The organism is Methylobacterium sp. NPDC080182 (assembly GCF_050281105.1).
Classification (GTDB): Bacteria; Pseudomonadota; Alphaproteobacteria; order Rhizobiales; family Beijerinckiaceae; genus Methylobacterium.
The window spans coordinates 17,317-32,873 of the sequence record NZ_JBNNWO010000005.1; the positions used below are offsets into that span (position 1 = coordinate 17,317).

The 15,557-nt window shown below is 71.9% G+C and carries 11 protein-coding genes; 5 read left to right on the forward strand and 6 right to left on the reverse strand.

Annotated elements, in window-relative coordinates; translation table 11 throughout:
- The first annotated feature begins 1 nt into the window (after position 1).
- The 3 genes from ACQKQD_RS10615 to ACQKQD_RS10625 are packed head-to-tail and all read left to right on the forward strand — an operon-like array spanning position 2 to position 4,826.
- Positions 2 to 1,909 carry a glycosyltransferase gene (locus ACQKQD_RS10615; protein ID WP_427508307.1) on the forward strand — a complete coding sequence of 636 codons (1,908 nt, stop codon included), beginning with the start codon at positions 2 to 4 and terminating at the stop codon, positions 1,907 to 1,909.
- The gene (locus ACQKQD_RS10620; RefSeq protein WP_427508308.1) at positions 1,909 to 3,954 is read left to right on the forward strand and encodes a glycosyltransferase; all 2,046 of its coding nucleotides are present in this window, start codon (positions 1,909 to 1,911) and stop codon (positions 3,952 to 3,954) included. The genes ACQKQD_RS10615 and ACQKQD_RS10620 overlap by 1 nt, the downstream gene beginning before the upstream one ends.
- A complete protein-coding gene (locus tag ACQKQD_RS10625) occupies positions 3,951 to 4,826 on the forward strand; it encodes a hypothetical protein (RefSeq protein WP_427508309.1) in 876 nt (291 codons plus the stop codon). The genes ACQKQD_RS10620 and ACQKQD_RS10625 overlap by 4 nt, the downstream gene beginning before the upstream one ends.
- Positions 4,827 to 4,952: 126 nt before the next feature.
- Here the strand turns inward: ACQKQD_RS10625 and ACQKQD_RS10630 are convergent, their stop codons facing one another.
- From ACQKQD_RS10630 to ACQKQD_RS10650, 5 genes are all read right to left on the reverse strand, one after another.
- Positions 4,953 to 9,107, reverse strand: a complete 4,155-nt coding sequence (locus ACQKQD_RS10630; RefSeq protein WP_427508310.1) for a glycosyltransferase — start codon at positions 9,105 to 9,107, stop codon at positions 4,953 to 4,955.
- Positions 9,108 to 9,239: 132 nt separating this feature from the next.
- Complete coding sequence (locus ACQKQD_RS10635; RefSeq protein ID WP_427508311.1) at positions 9,240 to 10,010, reverse strand: hypothetical protein; 771 nt, start codon at positions 10,008 to 10,010, stop codon at positions 9,240 to 9,242.
- A 37-nt stretch (positions 10,011 to 10,047) separates the two neighbouring features.
- Positions 10,048 to 10,974: an NAD-dependent epimerase/dehydratase family protein gene (locus ACQKQD_RS10640; protein ID WP_427508312.1), complete on the reverse strand. Its 927-nt coding sequence runs from the start codon at positions 10,972 to 10,974 to the stop codon at positions 10,048 to 10,050.
- Positions 10,961 to 11,914 (reverse strand): NAD-dependent epimerase/dehydratase family protein, encoded by a 954-nt coding sequence (locus ACQKQD_RS10645; protein WP_427508313.1) that lies wholly within the window; start codon positions 11,912 to 11,914, stop codon positions 10,961 to 10,963. Before ACQKQD_RS10645 ends, ACQKQD_RS10640 begins: the two co-directional genes overlap by 14 nt.
- Positions 11,915 to 11,940: 26 nt before the next feature.
- On the reverse strand, positions 11,941 to 13,179 hold the full coding sequence (locus ACQKQD_RS10650) for a class I SAM-dependent methyltransferase (protein WP_427508314.1): 1,239 nt from the start codon (positions 13,177 to 13,179) through the stop codon (positions 11,941 to 11,943).
- 236 nt (positions 13,180 to 13,415) lie between these two features.
- Between ACQKQD_RS10650 and ACQKQD_RS10655 the strand changes: the two genes are divergently transcribed.
- On the forward strand, positions 13,416 to 13,958 hold the full coding sequence (locus ACQKQD_RS10655; RefSeq protein WP_427508315.1) for an NUDIX hydrolase: 543 nt from the start codon (positions 13,416 to 13,418) through the stop codon (positions 13,956 to 13,958).
- An 86-nt stretch (positions 13,959 to 14,044) separates the two neighbouring features.
- Positions 14,045 to 14,194: a hypothetical protein gene (locus ACQKQD_RS10660; RefSeq protein ID WP_331291329.1), complete on the forward strand. Its 150-nt coding sequence runs from the start codon at positions 14,045 to 14,047 to the stop codon at positions 14,192 to 14,194.
- Positions 14,195 to 14,316: 122 nt separating this feature from the next.
- Here the strand turns inward: ACQKQD_RS10660 and ACQKQD_RS10665 are convergent, their stop codons facing one another.
- A complete protein-coding gene (locus tag ACQKQD_RS10665; RefSeq protein WP_427508316.1) occupies positions 14,317 to 15,549 on the reverse strand; it encodes an HAD-IIIA family hydrolase in 1,233 nt (410 codons plus the stop codon).
- Positions 15,550 to 15,557 lie beyond the last annotated feature (8 nt).

The following is a 15,557-nucleotide window of genomic DNA, read 5'->3' on the forward strand; positions in this document are numbered from 1 at the left end:
CATGGCGACCGAGGGGAAGCCGACCGTCCTGGTCGTGACACCCATGCCCGCGGCACCGACGAGCGCCGGCAATCGGCGGCGGCTCTCGGCGACCTGCGAGGCGCTCCGACGGGGCGGGTTCGCGATCGATCTCGCCTATCTCCAGCACGAAGACCAAGTCTATCGCCGCTTCGGGCAGCATCCACCGACGGATGCGGCCGCGATGGCGGCTGCCTTCGATCGCGTCTTCTCCATCCCCGCCGCGACGCCGATCCCGTTGAAGACCTGGACGGGCGGCTTCACGATCGACGCCTGGTGCCCGCCCGAACTCGACGCGTTCGTGGCCTGGTATTTCGAGAGGCATGCCGACACGTGCGCGATCGTCGTCAACTACGTGTTCCTGTCGCGGTGCCTCGACGCGGTTCCGGACGGGGTGCTGCGTATCATCGACACGCATGACCGTTTCGCGGACCGGCATCTCCAGTACCGGCCTTTCCGTGCCGAGCCGAATTTCTTCTATACGGACCGCGCGTCGGAAGCCGTCGGCCTGTCGCGCGCGGACATGGTTCTCGCGATCCAATCGGCGGAGGCGGACTATTTCCGCGGCCTCGTCGATCGAGACGTGTACCTGCTCCCGCCGGTCTTCGCCGAGCGCGCGAAGTTTCGGGCACCCGGCCGGCTGACCCGGTTCGGCTTCATCGGCCACGGGAACGATCCCAATCTCTTCTCGATCAGCAAATTCGCCCACGGCTGGGCGGCGTCCTGGCGGCCGGGCCTGCCCGTTCTCGTCATCGCCGGCGAGATCTGCGCGAGCCTGAACGGGCTGGACCTACCCGGCGTCGAGCTGGCGGGCTATGTCGACGCCGTCGAAACCTTCTACGCGGGCGTCGACGCGGTGGTCGCGCCGATGCTGATGGGAAGCGGTCTCAAGATGAAGGTCGCCGAAGCGCTGTCGCTGGGTCGGCCGGTGATCGGCACGCGAATCGCGTTCGAGGGATTCGACACCGACCATCCGGCTCACCGACTGGAGGGGGTGGCCGACACCGTCGCGGCGGTCCTGAGCCTTCACGACGATCCGGACGCCCTCGCGACCCTGACCGCGGCCTGCGCGGATCTGCTCGCGCGCTACAACGCCAGGGCCGCGACCTGCGAGGCCGCGTGGCTGGACGCGATCCCGCGCCGCTCGGCGCGACGCGCGAGTTTGCCCGCAGCGCGCGCGCCGGACGTGTCGACCACGGCGGGAGCGGGAATCGTCGTCAGGGAGGAGCGCTCCCTGCGCTCCCTGCCGGTCGTGGACGAGGACGGAGGCATTCTCGTCGCGACCGAGAATCCCTCGCCCGCGACCGCCCGCGAGGCGGGCTACGCGCCGGAGCGGCGGCGCTGGTTCGTGAGCCCGGAGCCGGACGGGGGTGTGCCGCCTGCGGGCGCACGCCCGGCGCTGCACGGAGGTCCGGTCAGCCTCTCCCCGGAATGGATCCACCGCCGCGCTCTTCCGCGAGCGGCCCGGGAGGCGATCGCCGGGTCTCTCGGCGAGGCCCAGGCCGACTGGAGAGCGGACGGCCGCCTGATCGGGTACGAGGCCGATGGGCTGACGGTGGTGACCTGCGTCCCGAGTTTCCTCGTCGCGCGGACGCGGGCGACCGCGGCCTTCCTGCTCGGGGACGGGGAGGCGGCACGGGAGTTGCGGCTGACCGGTACGGCGGCTCTGGCGCGCTCTCCCGGCCTCGCCTTCGCCGCGACACGCGGCGAGCTGACCCCCGTGCCCGCCAGTCTCACCTTCGAGCCGCTGGAGATCGACGGATCTGCCGCACCGATCCCGGCAGCGCGCGAGACGCCGTCCCGGCCGAAGGCGGTGCTGTTTCTCAGCGATGACCTCGTGGGCCTGATCCGCCTCACTCCGGCGGGCAACACCCGCCTCGAAGTCCAGTGATGAAGAAGATCGAGGCGGTTGATCCACATTACGGGCGGCTCGCGGCGATCGCGGAGGCGCGCCTGATCGGGAACGCCATCGCGCGCAACGGGCTCCGGATCGCCTTCCCGGCGGTCGCGGCGCCGCTCGTCTCGATCGTCGTCGTCTCGCTCAATGCCCGCGATCTGCTGACGCTGACGCTCTATCGGCTCGCCACGCAGCAGGCTTTCGCGGGCGCGTCCTTCGAGCTGATCGTCGTCGACAACGCCTCCGACGCGGAGACCCTGACCGTCCTCGACCTGCTCGACGGGGCCACGGTCATCCGCAACACGGAGAATGTCGGGTATGGCCCGGCCTGCAACCAGGGGGCCGCGGCAGCCCGCGGACGCTACCTCCTGTTCCTCAACCCCGATGTGGAACTGATGCCCGGCGCGCTCGGCGCCCTGGTGGCCCCGTTCTCGGAGGCGACCGTCGGCATCGTCGGCGCCCACCTCGTCTTCCCCGGCGGCTACCTGCAGGAGAGCGGCGCGTTCTTCCGCGACGACGCGCAGATCACGCACCCCTACGGCCGGGGGAACGCGAACCCGCTCCAGGCGGAGGGCACGTTCCAGCGTGAGGTCGGCTACGTATCGGGTGCCGTGCTCATGGTCGAGCGCGCGCTCTTCGAGGAGCTGGGCGGCTTCGACGACCTCTTCGCCCCGGCCTATTTCGAGGACACGGACCTGTGCGTCCGCTGTCACCAGGCCGGGCGGCGCGTCATCTATCAGCCGCGGGCGAGCGCGATCCACTTCGAGAACGCCACGACGCCGGTCCGGGCCGAGGTCGAAGCGCTGATCGACCGCAACCGGGTCCGCTTCCTCGAGCGGCACCGGTCATGGCTGTTCCCGCATGCGGGACCGCGTTTCGGCGACCGCACGCACAACGCCTGGGCGCTCAAGGTGCTCTACATCGACGACGGCGTGCCCCATATCGACCTCGGTGCGGGCATGCCGCGGGCGAACTTCATCGTCGCCACCCTGGCTCGGCTCGGCTATCAGGTGACCGTCTATCCGGTCTACCGCGCGGATCCGGAGATCGCGCAGCGGTACCGCGACCTCCCCGACACCGTCGAGATCCTCGATGCCGAGGAGGGGGCGGGACTCGCGCGGCTGATCGACGAGCGGCAGGACCACTACGACGTGCTCTGGGTCAGCCGCCCGCACAACATCGATCTGGTCTGCCAGATCTTCCAGAACCGGGACATGGCGCTGCGCGATTTCGCGAGGAGCCGCGTCATCTTCGATTCGGAGGCCCTGTTCTGCCTGCGCGCCTTCCTCGAGGGGACCCTTCGGGACGGTTACGGATTCGGCGCGCACCTGGCGGCCTCCGCACGACGGGAAACCCGCAACTTCGCGCAGGCCGACCATGTCGTCTGCGTCTCGGAGGCGGAAGCGCGCCTGCTTCAGTTCCACGGCGTGCGCAACACCGCGGTGCTCGGCCACGCCTTCGCGTCGCAGCCGGAGGGCGCGGCCGATCTGGACGGCCGCAGCGGCTTCGTGTTCATCGGGTCGCTGGAGCACGAGAACTCGCCGAACGTCGATTCGCTGATCTGGTTCCTCGAGACCGTCTGGCCGGAGGTCCATCGCGCCCTGCCGCGCGTGCCGTTCACCATTATCGGGCAGGTCACCCCGGATCTGCGCGCGCGCCTGTCGGCACCGAACGTCGCCGTGATGGGCCGGGTCCCGGACCCGACGCCGCTCCTCGACCGGGCGCGCGTCTTCGTCGCCCCCACACGCTTCGCCGCCGGGATGCCCCACAAGGTCCACGCCGCCGTCGCGCAGGGGCTCCCCTGCCTGCTCACGCCGATCCTGGCGGAGCAGCTCGGCTGGCCCGAGGGCTCCGGATACCTGACGCGGGACTGGCGCGACCCGGATGCCTTCATCGCCGGGCTGATCGAGCTCCACGAGGATGCCGAGGCCTGGCGGCGGCTGCAGCGCGCCGGGCTGGCGCAGGTGGCGCAGGATTGCTCGCCCGTGGCCTACGCGGAGAAGCTCCGGTCCCTCTGCGAGGCGCCGGTCTTCGCATGAGTCAGCCATCCCTCAAGCGGGCCGCGATCCGGACGATCTCGAAGGTGTTCCGGCGCGTCGTCATCGGCCGCGTGCCGGGATTGTTCGACGCGGCCTATTACCTGAGGCACAACGGCGACGTCGCGGCCTCGGGGATCGACCCGTACCTCCACTACGTCTGGCGCGGCGCCGCCGAGAATCGCGATCCCGCCGAGGATTTCGACACGGCCTTCTTCCGCAACCAGAGCGGCAAGACCCGCCTCGATCCGGTGCGGCATTACCTGCGGTTCGGGTCCGCCGCCGGGCTCGACCCGCATCCCGGCTTCAGCAGCACCTCCTACCTGATCCGCTACCCCGACGTGACGGCCTCGGGCGTCAACCCGCTTCTGCACTACCGGACGAACGGCCGGCGCGAGGGCCGCGTGGCCCAGCCGTCGGCGGCCAAGACCATGAACATCTCGGCCCTGCGCGCGGTGCCGTCCCGGCACCTGCGCAGCCTGCCGGAGGAGGGGCGTCCCTTCTCGATCACGCTGCTGCGCGCGTTCCCGGCCGGGGACACGTTCGTGTCGGTGAAGCGCTTCTGCTTCCTCCTCAAGCTGACCCATGACGAGATCGCTCTGCTCGTGAGCGCGTTCGACACGATGCCCACCAGCGGCCACGCCGCGATCACGCTGGACGTCTCGGCCGACGCGGAGGCACGCGGCGAGGTGGAGCCCCGCGACGCGCGACCGAAGCTCGACACGGTGCTCTTCGCCTTCGAGCATTGCTACGTGGCCGCGCAGGGCGACAGCCTCCGGATCCGGTACGCCGAATTCCGGCTCTGGGATCTCCGCGAACAGGAAGCCCGGGTCGCGGAGATCTTCCCGGCCGGTGCCGTGGAGTTCCGGATCTAGGACAGGCACCGCGAGGCGGCCCGCGTCGCTGCCGTTGCGCGCAGGATGCGTCTCGGATGCCCGCACGGTGAGCGGGCCCGCGGGCGCGGGCGGCCGCGCCCGTCATCGGGAACGCGGCCGCGTCGATCAGGACGGACGATCGACCGCGGCACTGAAGGGGTAGACGAAGCGCATCGATCCGAACGCGACGCCGAGCGTCCGGGTGTCGCCCTCCGGATGGAAGCTCGTCCGCACGGCGACTTCGACACGCGTCGAGCCGGCCTCCGACCGCGGCGGGATCGCGGCCGTGAGCGTGACGATTCCGTCGCGATCGGTCCGCTCGATCGCGGCCACCTCACCGCCGATCGCGACCGCCACGTCGTCCGGGTCCGTGTTGCGGCCCAGGGCGACGAGAACGACCTCCAGGCGGCCCGGCTGATCCGACCACACCGGCACATCGATGACCGTGACCGGATCGGCCCCGGACCAGCGGTGCGAGATCCGGCCCTCGATGTATTCGGGTTCGTGCAGATTGGTCCGAATGAAGCCGCGATCCCCGGTGACGGCGTCCCTGAGACCATCGAGCGTGAGCGTCACGGTGCCGGAATGGGGATCCGAGCCGGCGCCGACGAGCTGGATCCGCGGACACCACGATCGCGGCTCGACGGAACCCGGCCTGAGGAACGCGACCCGGTCTGCAGCGTCGGTGCGCACCAGTTCGACGCCGTCCGCGAAGCAGCGCACCGGCGTCTTGTCGGCGCCGGGCGACGGATCGACGGCGATCACGAGGCTCAGTTCCGGCGCGACGCAGAGCGGGCGCACGGTCCGCGGGCGCAGGGCTTGGCGCAGCGCGCCCGAGAAGAGCCTGGACAGGCCCGAACCGCCCGCCGCCGGGGCGACCTCGGCGGGCAGGGCAGGGACCTGCGGATCGCCCGCGAGGAAGGCCTCCAGGGCCTGGGACGACCAGCCGACGCTGACGTCGCGCACGAGCGCCGGATCCGAGACCCCGTGCAGGCGGATCGTCACCGGAGTGAAGGGACCGCCGCGATGCGCGGGCGGGATGGCCGCCCGGAGCCGCAGCCGACCGCCGATCCGAAGCCGGATCGTCGGGACCGCGCCGTCGTCGAGTCGGAGCGCAGCTTCGGCGGCGTCCCGCTCCGGAAGGTCGATCTCGATCCACGCGGTGCCGGTCGCGCAGATCGGCGGCAGGAGCGTGATGGCGAGGCCCTCCGCGGCGGGCATCGCCAGCACGGCGGCCGCGCGCTCGGCGGCCGACAGGGTCTGCGCGGCCGTCCAACGGGCATCGTGCCGCGGCTCGAGGCTGAGGCCGAGATGCGGATGGGCCTCGGGATCCGGCCGATAGGTCCAGACGAGGCCGCCCTGCGGGTTCGGCTTCGCGCCGAGAGCATTCCGGCCCGCCCGGACCTGGGCCTGCCCGGCTCCGGCGCCCGGATTCGAGATGCGGATCGGGCTGCGCCCGTCGAAGAGAACCCGATGTGCCGCCTCGCTCGCTTGGCTGCCCAGCACGATCCGCGCGGCCGCGACGACCGTGTCGACGGGCTCGCGCATGGCGAAGCGCACGATCTCGGCCGCGATCGCATCGTCGGATCTCAGCAAGGAGACGGGCCGCTCTTCCAGGATCGTGCGCGCGACCGTCTCGACCAGGGCGAGGGCGGCCGCGGCGTCGAAGCCCGCGAGTTCGCTCCGCAGGACGGGATCGGGCGGGTACCCGGCGATCACGGCGCGGCAGAGACGGTTCACCGCCCCGAGCAGGGGGCTCCACTCGACGAGGTCCGCGTCGGCCCGGATCGGCTCGGGGGCCGGCGCGGGCCGGGCGCGCGATCCGAGGACGGCGCCGAACACCCCGTTCAGGGCCGCGCGGTAGCTCCCGACATCGCCGAGGCGGAGCGCGGCGGCGCGCGCCGCGGCGGCGTGGCTCGCGCGCAGGTCCGGCGCGGCGAGCAGGGCCTCGAGCGCGGCCGCGAAATCCTCGGGCTCGTCGTGCGCGACCAGACCCTCGGCACCGTCGAGGCCGCGGAACGCCAGGGAGGTCGCGACGATCGGCTTGCCGTGGGCGAGCGCCTCGTAGGTCTTGACGGCGCTGCCCGCCCCTTCCCGGATCGGCAGGACGACGATCCGGGCCGCGGCGTACAGGGGCGCGAGATCGTCGAGCTGGCCCACGAAGTGCAGGCCGGGCTCGTCCGGCCACGGGCCGAGATCGCAGATGCTGCCGGCGACGACCACGCGGAGATCGGGCAGGTGGCGCGCGCGCACCGCGTCGAGAAACCAGCGCAGGCCCGAGACGTTCGACACGTGCGCCGAACTGACGAAGAGGACGTCGATGCCGGTCGCGTCGAAGAGCGCGACGCGCTGGGAGGCGGGCTTCCGGGCGGGACGCAGGGCGGGGCGTTGCGGGCCGCAGGCGGCGATCACGTCGGCGAGGTCGCGCAGGCCGGCGAGGTCGGCGAGGCGGGCGGGAGACGGCGCGATCTGCACACCGACCGTGGTGACCGGGACGCTCGGAAGATTGTCCCGGACGAAGGCCGTCTCGCGCGGGTTGAGCGAGATGACGTGCTGGCAGCGCGCGAGATGCGTGGTCTCGAGGGCGAGCTCGTCCGGGTCGACCGGCCGGCGGGCGTAGATCGCCCGCTGCACGGCCTGGAGATCGTGCATCTCGCACACGATCGGCGCGTCGACCCCGAGCGCGTCGACCAGCGGCAGGGCGGTGATGTAGTTCAGGAGGATCAGATCCGGCGGCCTCGTCCGCAGGGCGCCGGCGAGGGATGCCGGAACCGCGTAGGCCGCCGCGGCCACGAACTCGTCCGCGAGCGTCGGGGTGCCGGCGGTCGGCGCGTCGCCCGCGGAGCGGCCGGGCGTCGCGACGAACACCCGCTCGAACGCGAAATCGTGCAGAACGCCGAGCAGCGCCCCGTGCCAGTCACGGTACGCGGCGCCGTCCAGCCGGCGATGGGACAGGAACAGGCCGGTGACCGCGTAGCCGGCAGCGGCGAGGTACTGCAGCTGCGACCGCGCGATCCGGCTCGAGCCGTTGCGCAGGACCATGGCATCGCCGTTCATGACGAGCAGGACCGAGGGGCGCTCGCCCGCGACGGGCTCCGGCGTGGCCGCGACGATGTGCCGGATGAAGTTGCCGGGGGACGCGCGCTCCAGGGCCGCCGCCTGCCGGGCCTGTGCGCCCGCCCGCAGCCTCGGGTAATCCGCCACGGCGCGGCGCAGCGCGTCGGCGAGCGCGTCCGGCGCATCGAACAGGACGGCGTTGTCGGGGCCGACCTGCGTCTCCATCCATGATCCCGCGGACGTGACGACGGGGAGGCCCGCCGCCATCGCCTCGACCAGCACACCCGAGCTGCGCTCCCGGTAGCGCGCGGCATCGTAGGGGATCAGGGCGATGTCGGCCTCGGCGAGGTGGCGGTAATAGGCGGGGGCATCCAGGGCCTCGGGGAGCAGCCGGACGCGCCGTTCGCCGTAGGCCGCGAGCTGCTGCTGGGCGGACAGGACGCCCGGCTCACCGCCGGGGGTGTTGAAGTTCGACTGGATGACGAAGCGGATGCGGCCGGGCCCGACGAGGTCGGCCCAGAGGGAGGCCACGGCCGCCGGCAGGTCGGTGTAGCCCTTCTCCAGGCGGGCATCCCCGAGATACAGGACCCTCAGGGTATCGCCCGCGGGCGGTGTGGGGTCCGCCAGGGCCGCTCGCAGATGCGCCTGGTCGAACGGGATCGGCGCGTGCAGGAACGCGATCCCGGTCAGGTGCGAGAAGGTCGCGGCGAGCCGCTCCGTGTCGGCGTGGAACCGGACGCTGCGGGCGAGCGTCGGCGACGTTCGGATCCGGTCGAAATACGGGCGATAGGTGCCGATCACGGCCGCGAGGGGGGCGGGATCGTAGCGCAGCAGCACGTGGAGAGTCGGGTGCGCCGCGTCGGGCTCCCGCGCGCAGACGAAGGCGAGGAGATCGAGCAGTTCCCGGAAGCCCAGCGTGTGCACGAGGACGATGTCGCGCGGACCCGCCCGCAGGTCCGCCAGGGCGCCCCTGAGTTCCCGGCCGAACTCGACCGGCGCACCGTCGGGCGTGCCGTACTCGGCCTCGCCCCAGGTCAGCGAGAAGGTCGGCCGGATCGCGAGATCGTCCGGGAACGCGTCCGGCTCGGCGCGCCGGTTGCTGAGGACCAGCGGCTCCAGGCCGGACTCCCGCGCGGCGCGCGCGATCGCCGTGGTGTACTGGCTGTAATGCCCGCCCACGGCCAGCGCGCTCTGCTCGACAACGATGAAGCGCTCACGCGTCATGGAACGTCGGTCTCCTGGACGGCAGGGTCGCGCGCGCAGGGCGACGCGCCTCGCGCATGGTGGAGAGGCGCGGGGCGCGGCCGGTCGCCTCGGCGACGGATCGAGGCCGCGGCGCGCGCGGCGCGGCCCTGCTCACGCCGCCCCGCCGCTCAGCGGCGAGCGGGTCCAGGTCCCGCCCTGCGCCGCCAGGAGCAGGTCCGCGGCAACGCGCCGGCCCTCCGGTGTATAGGCGTGAATCCCGTCCGAGCCGCAAGCGGGCCGCATCAGCCCGTTCGGGTCGCGGAGCGCCGCGTGCAGGTCGATCAGCCCGAGACCGCGCGCTCGGACACCGGCCGCCAGCGTCTCGGCGAGGATCCGGGCGATGGCGATCCGGTCCGGAAGCGGCGCGAGATCGGGCGCCGCGTGCGGCGATCCCGCCGCGATCTCCTGCGGCGGCACCGCCGTCGCCACGAACACGCGCGCGCCCGGGCGGTCGCAGACGCGGTCGAGGGCATCGAGGTAGCGATCCACGAGGTCGGTGACCACCGCCTCGACGGGGATGGCCCGCGTCTCGGCCTGCCGCGCCACGTGGGCCCGCACGTCGATCTCGCCGAAGCAGAACACCACGTCGAGGCCGCGCTCGACCTGCAACTCGCTGAGGGCGAGGAAGGCCGGACCGTCGCGGCCGACACGGTGCATGGTCACGGCGCCGAGCCAGACCGGCAGGACGTGCCCGGCCTCGAGGAACGTGAAGACGTGGCTGTCGCCGATCACGAGCGTGCCGACATCGGCGCTCCGCCACGCGGCCCCGTAATGCGCCTTCGCCGCCGCGAGGTCGCCGCCCTGCACGGCCGCGTTGGCGGCGTGGACGCTGCGCGCGTGGAGGGACGGCGTGTCCTCGAGGCTCTCGGCGGCATCCGTCATGGGGCGGTCAGGGGCACGGCGAGCGCGGGGGGTGGTCTCAACGGTCGGCGTACTCCGCCGTGACGAGCCTGCGCAGGCCCGCCTCGAGAGCGATGCGCGGCCGCCAGCCGGTCCGGTCGAGGAACCGCGACGAGTCGAGCATCTTGTAGGCCGCGCCCTGGAACGAGCCGGGCGGGCTGACCAGGGGGACGGACCAGTCGAGGGCCGCCAGGGCCGCCCGCGCCACCGCCTCGACGGTGACGGGCGTGTTGGCGGCGCAGTTGAGGATCTCGTTGTCGAACGCCCGGTCCGCCGCCAGGATCGCGTCGATCTGGTCGTCGACGTACAGCACCTCGCGGACGGTCTGCGGGTTGCCCCAGACCTCGAACTGCGCAGCGCCCGCCGCCTTCTCCCGCACGGCCCGGTCGAGCAGGGCGCCGACGAAGTGGCTGCGGTCGGAGGCCTTGTTGTCGTGCGGCCCGTACAGGGTCGCCAGCACGCAGTGCAGGAAGCTCAGGCCGTACTGGTGCGCGTAGGCCGCCGAGCCCGTCGCCAGGACCTGCTTGGCGAGCCCGTAGCCGATCACCGAGGGATGCGTGGGTCCCTGCCCGAACCGCGCCTCGGGGAGCGGCTCCGCCGATTCCGGATAGGTACAGGACGAGCCCGTGGAGACGAGCTTGGCCTGCGGCTGGAACAGGCGCCACGCCTCGAGGACGTTCAGGTGGACCCGGGCGTTGATCGCCAGGAGCTCGCCCTGGATGTCGTACTGCACCGCGCCGGTGCGCTGGCGGGTCACGACGTGGAAGATCCGGCCGGCCGGGGGCGCCGCGCGCAGCGCGTGCTCCACATTCGCCCAGTCGGAGAGGTCGCCCGCCGCGCGACCGATCTCGACGACCTCGCGGCCCTCGGCCCGGAGCCGCGGGACGAGGTTGCGCCCGAGGAAGCCGTCCGCCCCGATGACGATGTCGCGCTCAGGCCCCGGCATGGTGAGCCCCGTCGCGGTAGGCCTCGCGATACCACGCGATCGTCGGCCGCAGCCCGTCCGCGAGGCCCGTGAAGCTCGACATCCCGAAGCGCTCGCGCAGCCGCCGGTTGGTCGAGCGGCGGGCGAGCACGCCGTGGGTCGCCGTGTCGGGGGCGTGCACCGGACGGTCCTCCCCGGCCACCTCCAGGATGGTGCGGGCGAGGTCGAGCAGGGTCGTGGTCTCGCCGCGGCAGAGATTGAGCGCGTCGCTCGTCTCCCGCATCTCCAGGGAGCGGGCGAACACGTCGACGACGTCGCCGACATAGATGAAGTCGCGCTCGACCAGCGGGTTGCCCTTGATCTCGAAGCGCTCCCCCGGTGCCAGCGCGCGCATCACGAAGGCCGGCAGGACGTGCGCCTTGCGCGGATCCGTCGAGTCGTGGGGACCGTAGGGGTTGCTCAGGCGGAAGCTGATCGTGTGGATCCCGTAGCGCTCGGCGTGGAGGTCGGCGACCACCTCGGCCCAGCGCTTCGACCAGGCGTAGAAGGCCTCGTTCCGGTTGGGCGGTGCGTTGAGGTCGACAGCCTGCGCGTCGTCGAGGGGATCGAGGGCCGCCGGGTAGACCGCGACGCTCGAGGCCGCGCGCACCTCGCGGATGCCCTTCGTCAGGCAGAACCGGTAGAGGCGGTTGGCGATCTCGGCATTGCCGGTCAGCAGGTCGCTCTGCGCCGTCTCGAACTTGTCGGCGTCGTAGCGCTGCGCGGCGACGTTGACGACGATGGCGTCGGCGGGAACCGACAGCGCCTCCAGGGCATCGAAGCGCGCGGCCTCATGCGCCCCCGGCACCGCGCGGCCGGAGGGGCTGACCGCGATCAGCCGCGGCACGCGGTCGGCGAGATGCGCGACGAGGTTGCGGCCGACGAACCCGGTCGCACCGACGACGACGACGGTCTCGGGCAAGGAGGATCGGGAGACGGCAGCCACGCTCAGACCGCCTTCGGCAGGTCGGCGGCGGTGATCACCTTGAGTTCCGGCACCGGAACGATGAAGGCGCCGCCGTTCTCGAGGTAGCGGCGCTCGCGCGCCAGGAACTCGTCGATGAAGTTCCAGGCGAGCACCAGGTAGGCGTCGGGCGCGGGCACGCTGCCCTCCTCGACGATCGGGATGCGGGCGCCGGGGATCAGCCGGCCGAACTTCAGCGGATTCTTCTCGGCCGCGTATTGGACCAGACGCGGGCCGATGCCGAAGGCGTTGAGCAGCGTCGCGCCCTTGGCCGGGGCACCGTAGGCGTGGACCGTCTTCCCCTCGGCGTGCATGCGCTCCAGAAGATCGAGCAGCGCCGCCTGCAGGCGCCGGACGTTCTCGGCGAAGCCGACATAGGTCTCGAACTTGCCGTAGCCGCGGGCCTCCTCGTCGGCGCGCATGCGCTTGACCGCGTCGCTGACCGGGTGGGCGCCGGGGAAGCCGACATGCGCCTCGAGGGAGCCGCCGTGGACCGGCACCACGCTGACGTCGAAGACCTCCAGGCCGTGGCGCGCGAACAGCTGCTCCAGGGAACGGAGCGTGTAGTAGCACAGGTGCTCGTGGTAGATCTGATCGAAGGCGGTGTTCTCGATCATGCCGCCCAGGTAGATCGCCTGCACGACGAAGACGCCGTCCGGCTTGAGCAGCGTGACGATGCCTTTCACGACGCTGTGCAGTTCCTCCAGGTGGAAGAAGACACCCGCGGCGGTGATCAGGCTCGCCGGCCCGTCCTGCGCGCGGACGATCTCGGCGGTCTCCGCGTTGAAGAAGCGGTTCAGCGTCGGCACGCCCGCGGCGCGGGCGAGTTCCACGACGTTGGAGGCGGGCTCGACACCGCAGCGGCGCAGGCCGAAGGGCTCGTACTGCCGCAGCCACGTGCCGTCGTTGCTGCCGATATCGACGACGAGGTCCTGAGGCCCGAGGCCGTACCGCTCCACGAGCCGGGCCGCCGTCTGGCGGAAATGCTCCACCAGCGTCTTCGTCGTGCCCGAGACGTAGGGGTAGTCGCTGAACATGCTCTCCTTCGGGATCGTGTGATCGATCTGGACGAGCGTGCAGTCGTGGCAGAAGCCGGCGCGTAGGGGGAAATGCGGCTCGCGCCGGTCGGCGAGCTCCGGCGGGATCAGGCGGTTGCAGTGCGGCTGATCGGTCAGGTCGAGGAACATCTCGACATCGCGTCCGTCGCAGACGCGGCATGCCATGGCGAGTTTCGTTCCCGTCATCGTAACCCCTATGGCGGCCTGCGATGAGGCTCTTCCGACCGGGCGACGCTTACCGGCTGGGGTCCGGGGACGCAATCGGAGCCGCGCGGCCGGGCCGAAAAAGCGCCCGTCGGCTTCGAGGCCGAAGGTCCGCGGCGCGCGTCCCAGCGGCGGGCGCTTGCCGACGCCGCGTCGGCGTCGGATGAAGCGCTCAGGTCCAGGCTCAGGAGACGCGCATGTCGGCACGCGAATGGACGGTTTGCGGGTCCCGGCAGGTCCTGAAGGACCGGTGGCTCGGGCTGCGCGCCGACGACTGCGTGACGCCGTCCGGCCACGCGGTCGCGCCCTACTACGTCCTGGAAGCGCCCGACATCGCCCTCGTTCTGGCAATCGACGCGGACGATCGCGTCATCCTCGTGCGGCACTACCGGCACGCCCACGGCGGCATCAGCCTGGAACTGCCGGGCGGGGTGATCGATGCCACCGACGCCGACATCCTGTCGGCCGCGGACCGCGAGTTGCGCGAGGAGACCGGCTACCGCTGCGCCGATGCCGAGCTCGTCGTCACCCTCAACGCGGATCCGGCCCGCTACGCCAACCGCATGCATCTCGTGCGCGGGCGGGCGGTCGCCGCCGGACCGGCGCACCCGGATCCCGGCGAGGATATCGAGGTCCTGCGCGTCTCGCGGGCCGAGGCCCTGAGACTCGCGCGCTCCGGCGCCGTGATCGGCGCCGCGCACGCGGCCATGATCCTGATCGGTCTATCGGGCGCCGATTGATCGGACTCGACTGAAATCCCTTCGCGGGCCTTGAACCGAAACTGTTTTCCCGCGTTGCCTCCGGCAGAGCGGGAGATGGTTTCGAGATGGCGAACTACGACATTAAACTTGTCGAGCCGCGCGACCAGAAGGCGGCCGGACGCAAGGACGCGGCGCCGCGTGGGCGCAAGCTCGACTGGGACCGCGCGATGCGCGAGGCCGCGCAGGCCGAGCAGCTCGTCAAATCCGCCGACTGAGCGCGTCGACCGGACGTCACGAAGCCTCCACCGCACGCCGTTGCAGCGATCACGACCGTGCCCGGGCCGGGCGCGTCGCGGCTCGCCGTCGATCCGAGTTCCGGCGTCGTATCAGGAGCGCGTCAGGTCAGGAGCCCGGCGTCGCGGACGAAGTCGAGGAGGTTCCCGGCGGAGAACCGGTGGGCCGGCAGGCCGGCCGCCTGTCCGGCCGCGATGTCGGTCTCCTGATCGCCGACGAGGAAGCTGCGGTCCCGGTCGACCGGCCACTTGTCCATGAGGTCGAGGATCATGCCGGGTTTCGGCTTCCGCCAGTCGTGGACCATCCTGTAGGCCTCGACCGTCCCGTCCGGATGATAGGGACAGTAGCGCAGATCGTCGAAATGCGCCCCGACCCGGCGTAGATCCTCCTGCATCCAGGCCGTCAGGTGCGCGAGGTCCGCCTCGGCGTAGAAGCCGCGGGCGATGCCGGCCTGATTCGTGATGACGAACACGAAAAATCCGGCCTCGTTCAGCGCGCGCACCGTCTCGCGCGCACCGTCGACCCAGTCGAACCGGTCGACGGACCCGACATAGCCGTGATCGTGGTTGAGGACGCCGTCGCGATCGAGGAAGGCGGCGGGCCTCCGGCGCTGGGCCGGGATCTCGGTCTGGGCCCGGGCATAGCTCTCGGGTACCCCGATATCGAGGAAGTAGCCCTCGTGCGCCACGCCCGCCACGCGCCCCTCGGCGACGAGGGCGGGCAGGACGTCCCGCTCGAGCGAGCAGGTCGCCGGCAGGCCGGCCAACGCGTCGCGGCGGACCAGATAGACCCCCGCATTGACGAGACCCGGGCCGGGCTCGGGCGGCCGCTCGAGGAACGCCGTGATCCGCGCACCGTCGAGGATCGCGACGCCGTAGCGCGCGGCGTCCGGAACGCGCCGGAGCGACAGGACCATCGCGGCCTCCGGATGGCGCGCGGCCATCTCGGCGAGTGACAGCAGGTTGAAGTCGAACCACGAATCGCCGTTCAGGAGCAGGAAGGTCTCGTCCGCCTCCGCGAGGGCGTGCACGACGGCGCCGCCGGTCCCGGCCTGCTCGGGCTCGATCGAGACCCGCAGTTTCATGCCGAAACGGCGGGCGACCGGGTTGTCGGTCGCGTAGGCGCGGATCTTCTCGCTGACGAAAGAGGCCAGCAACACCACGTCCGTGAAGCCGTGGCGGCCGAGCTCGAACAGCAGCACGTCCAGGAACGGCTCCTCGGCGACCGCCAGAAGCGGCTTCGGGGTTTCCGCCGTCAGCGCCCCGAGCCGGGTGCCGAAGCCCCCGCACAGGATCATGGCCTGCCGGACGGTGCCCCCGCCCGCCGCGCCGCTCACCGGACGGT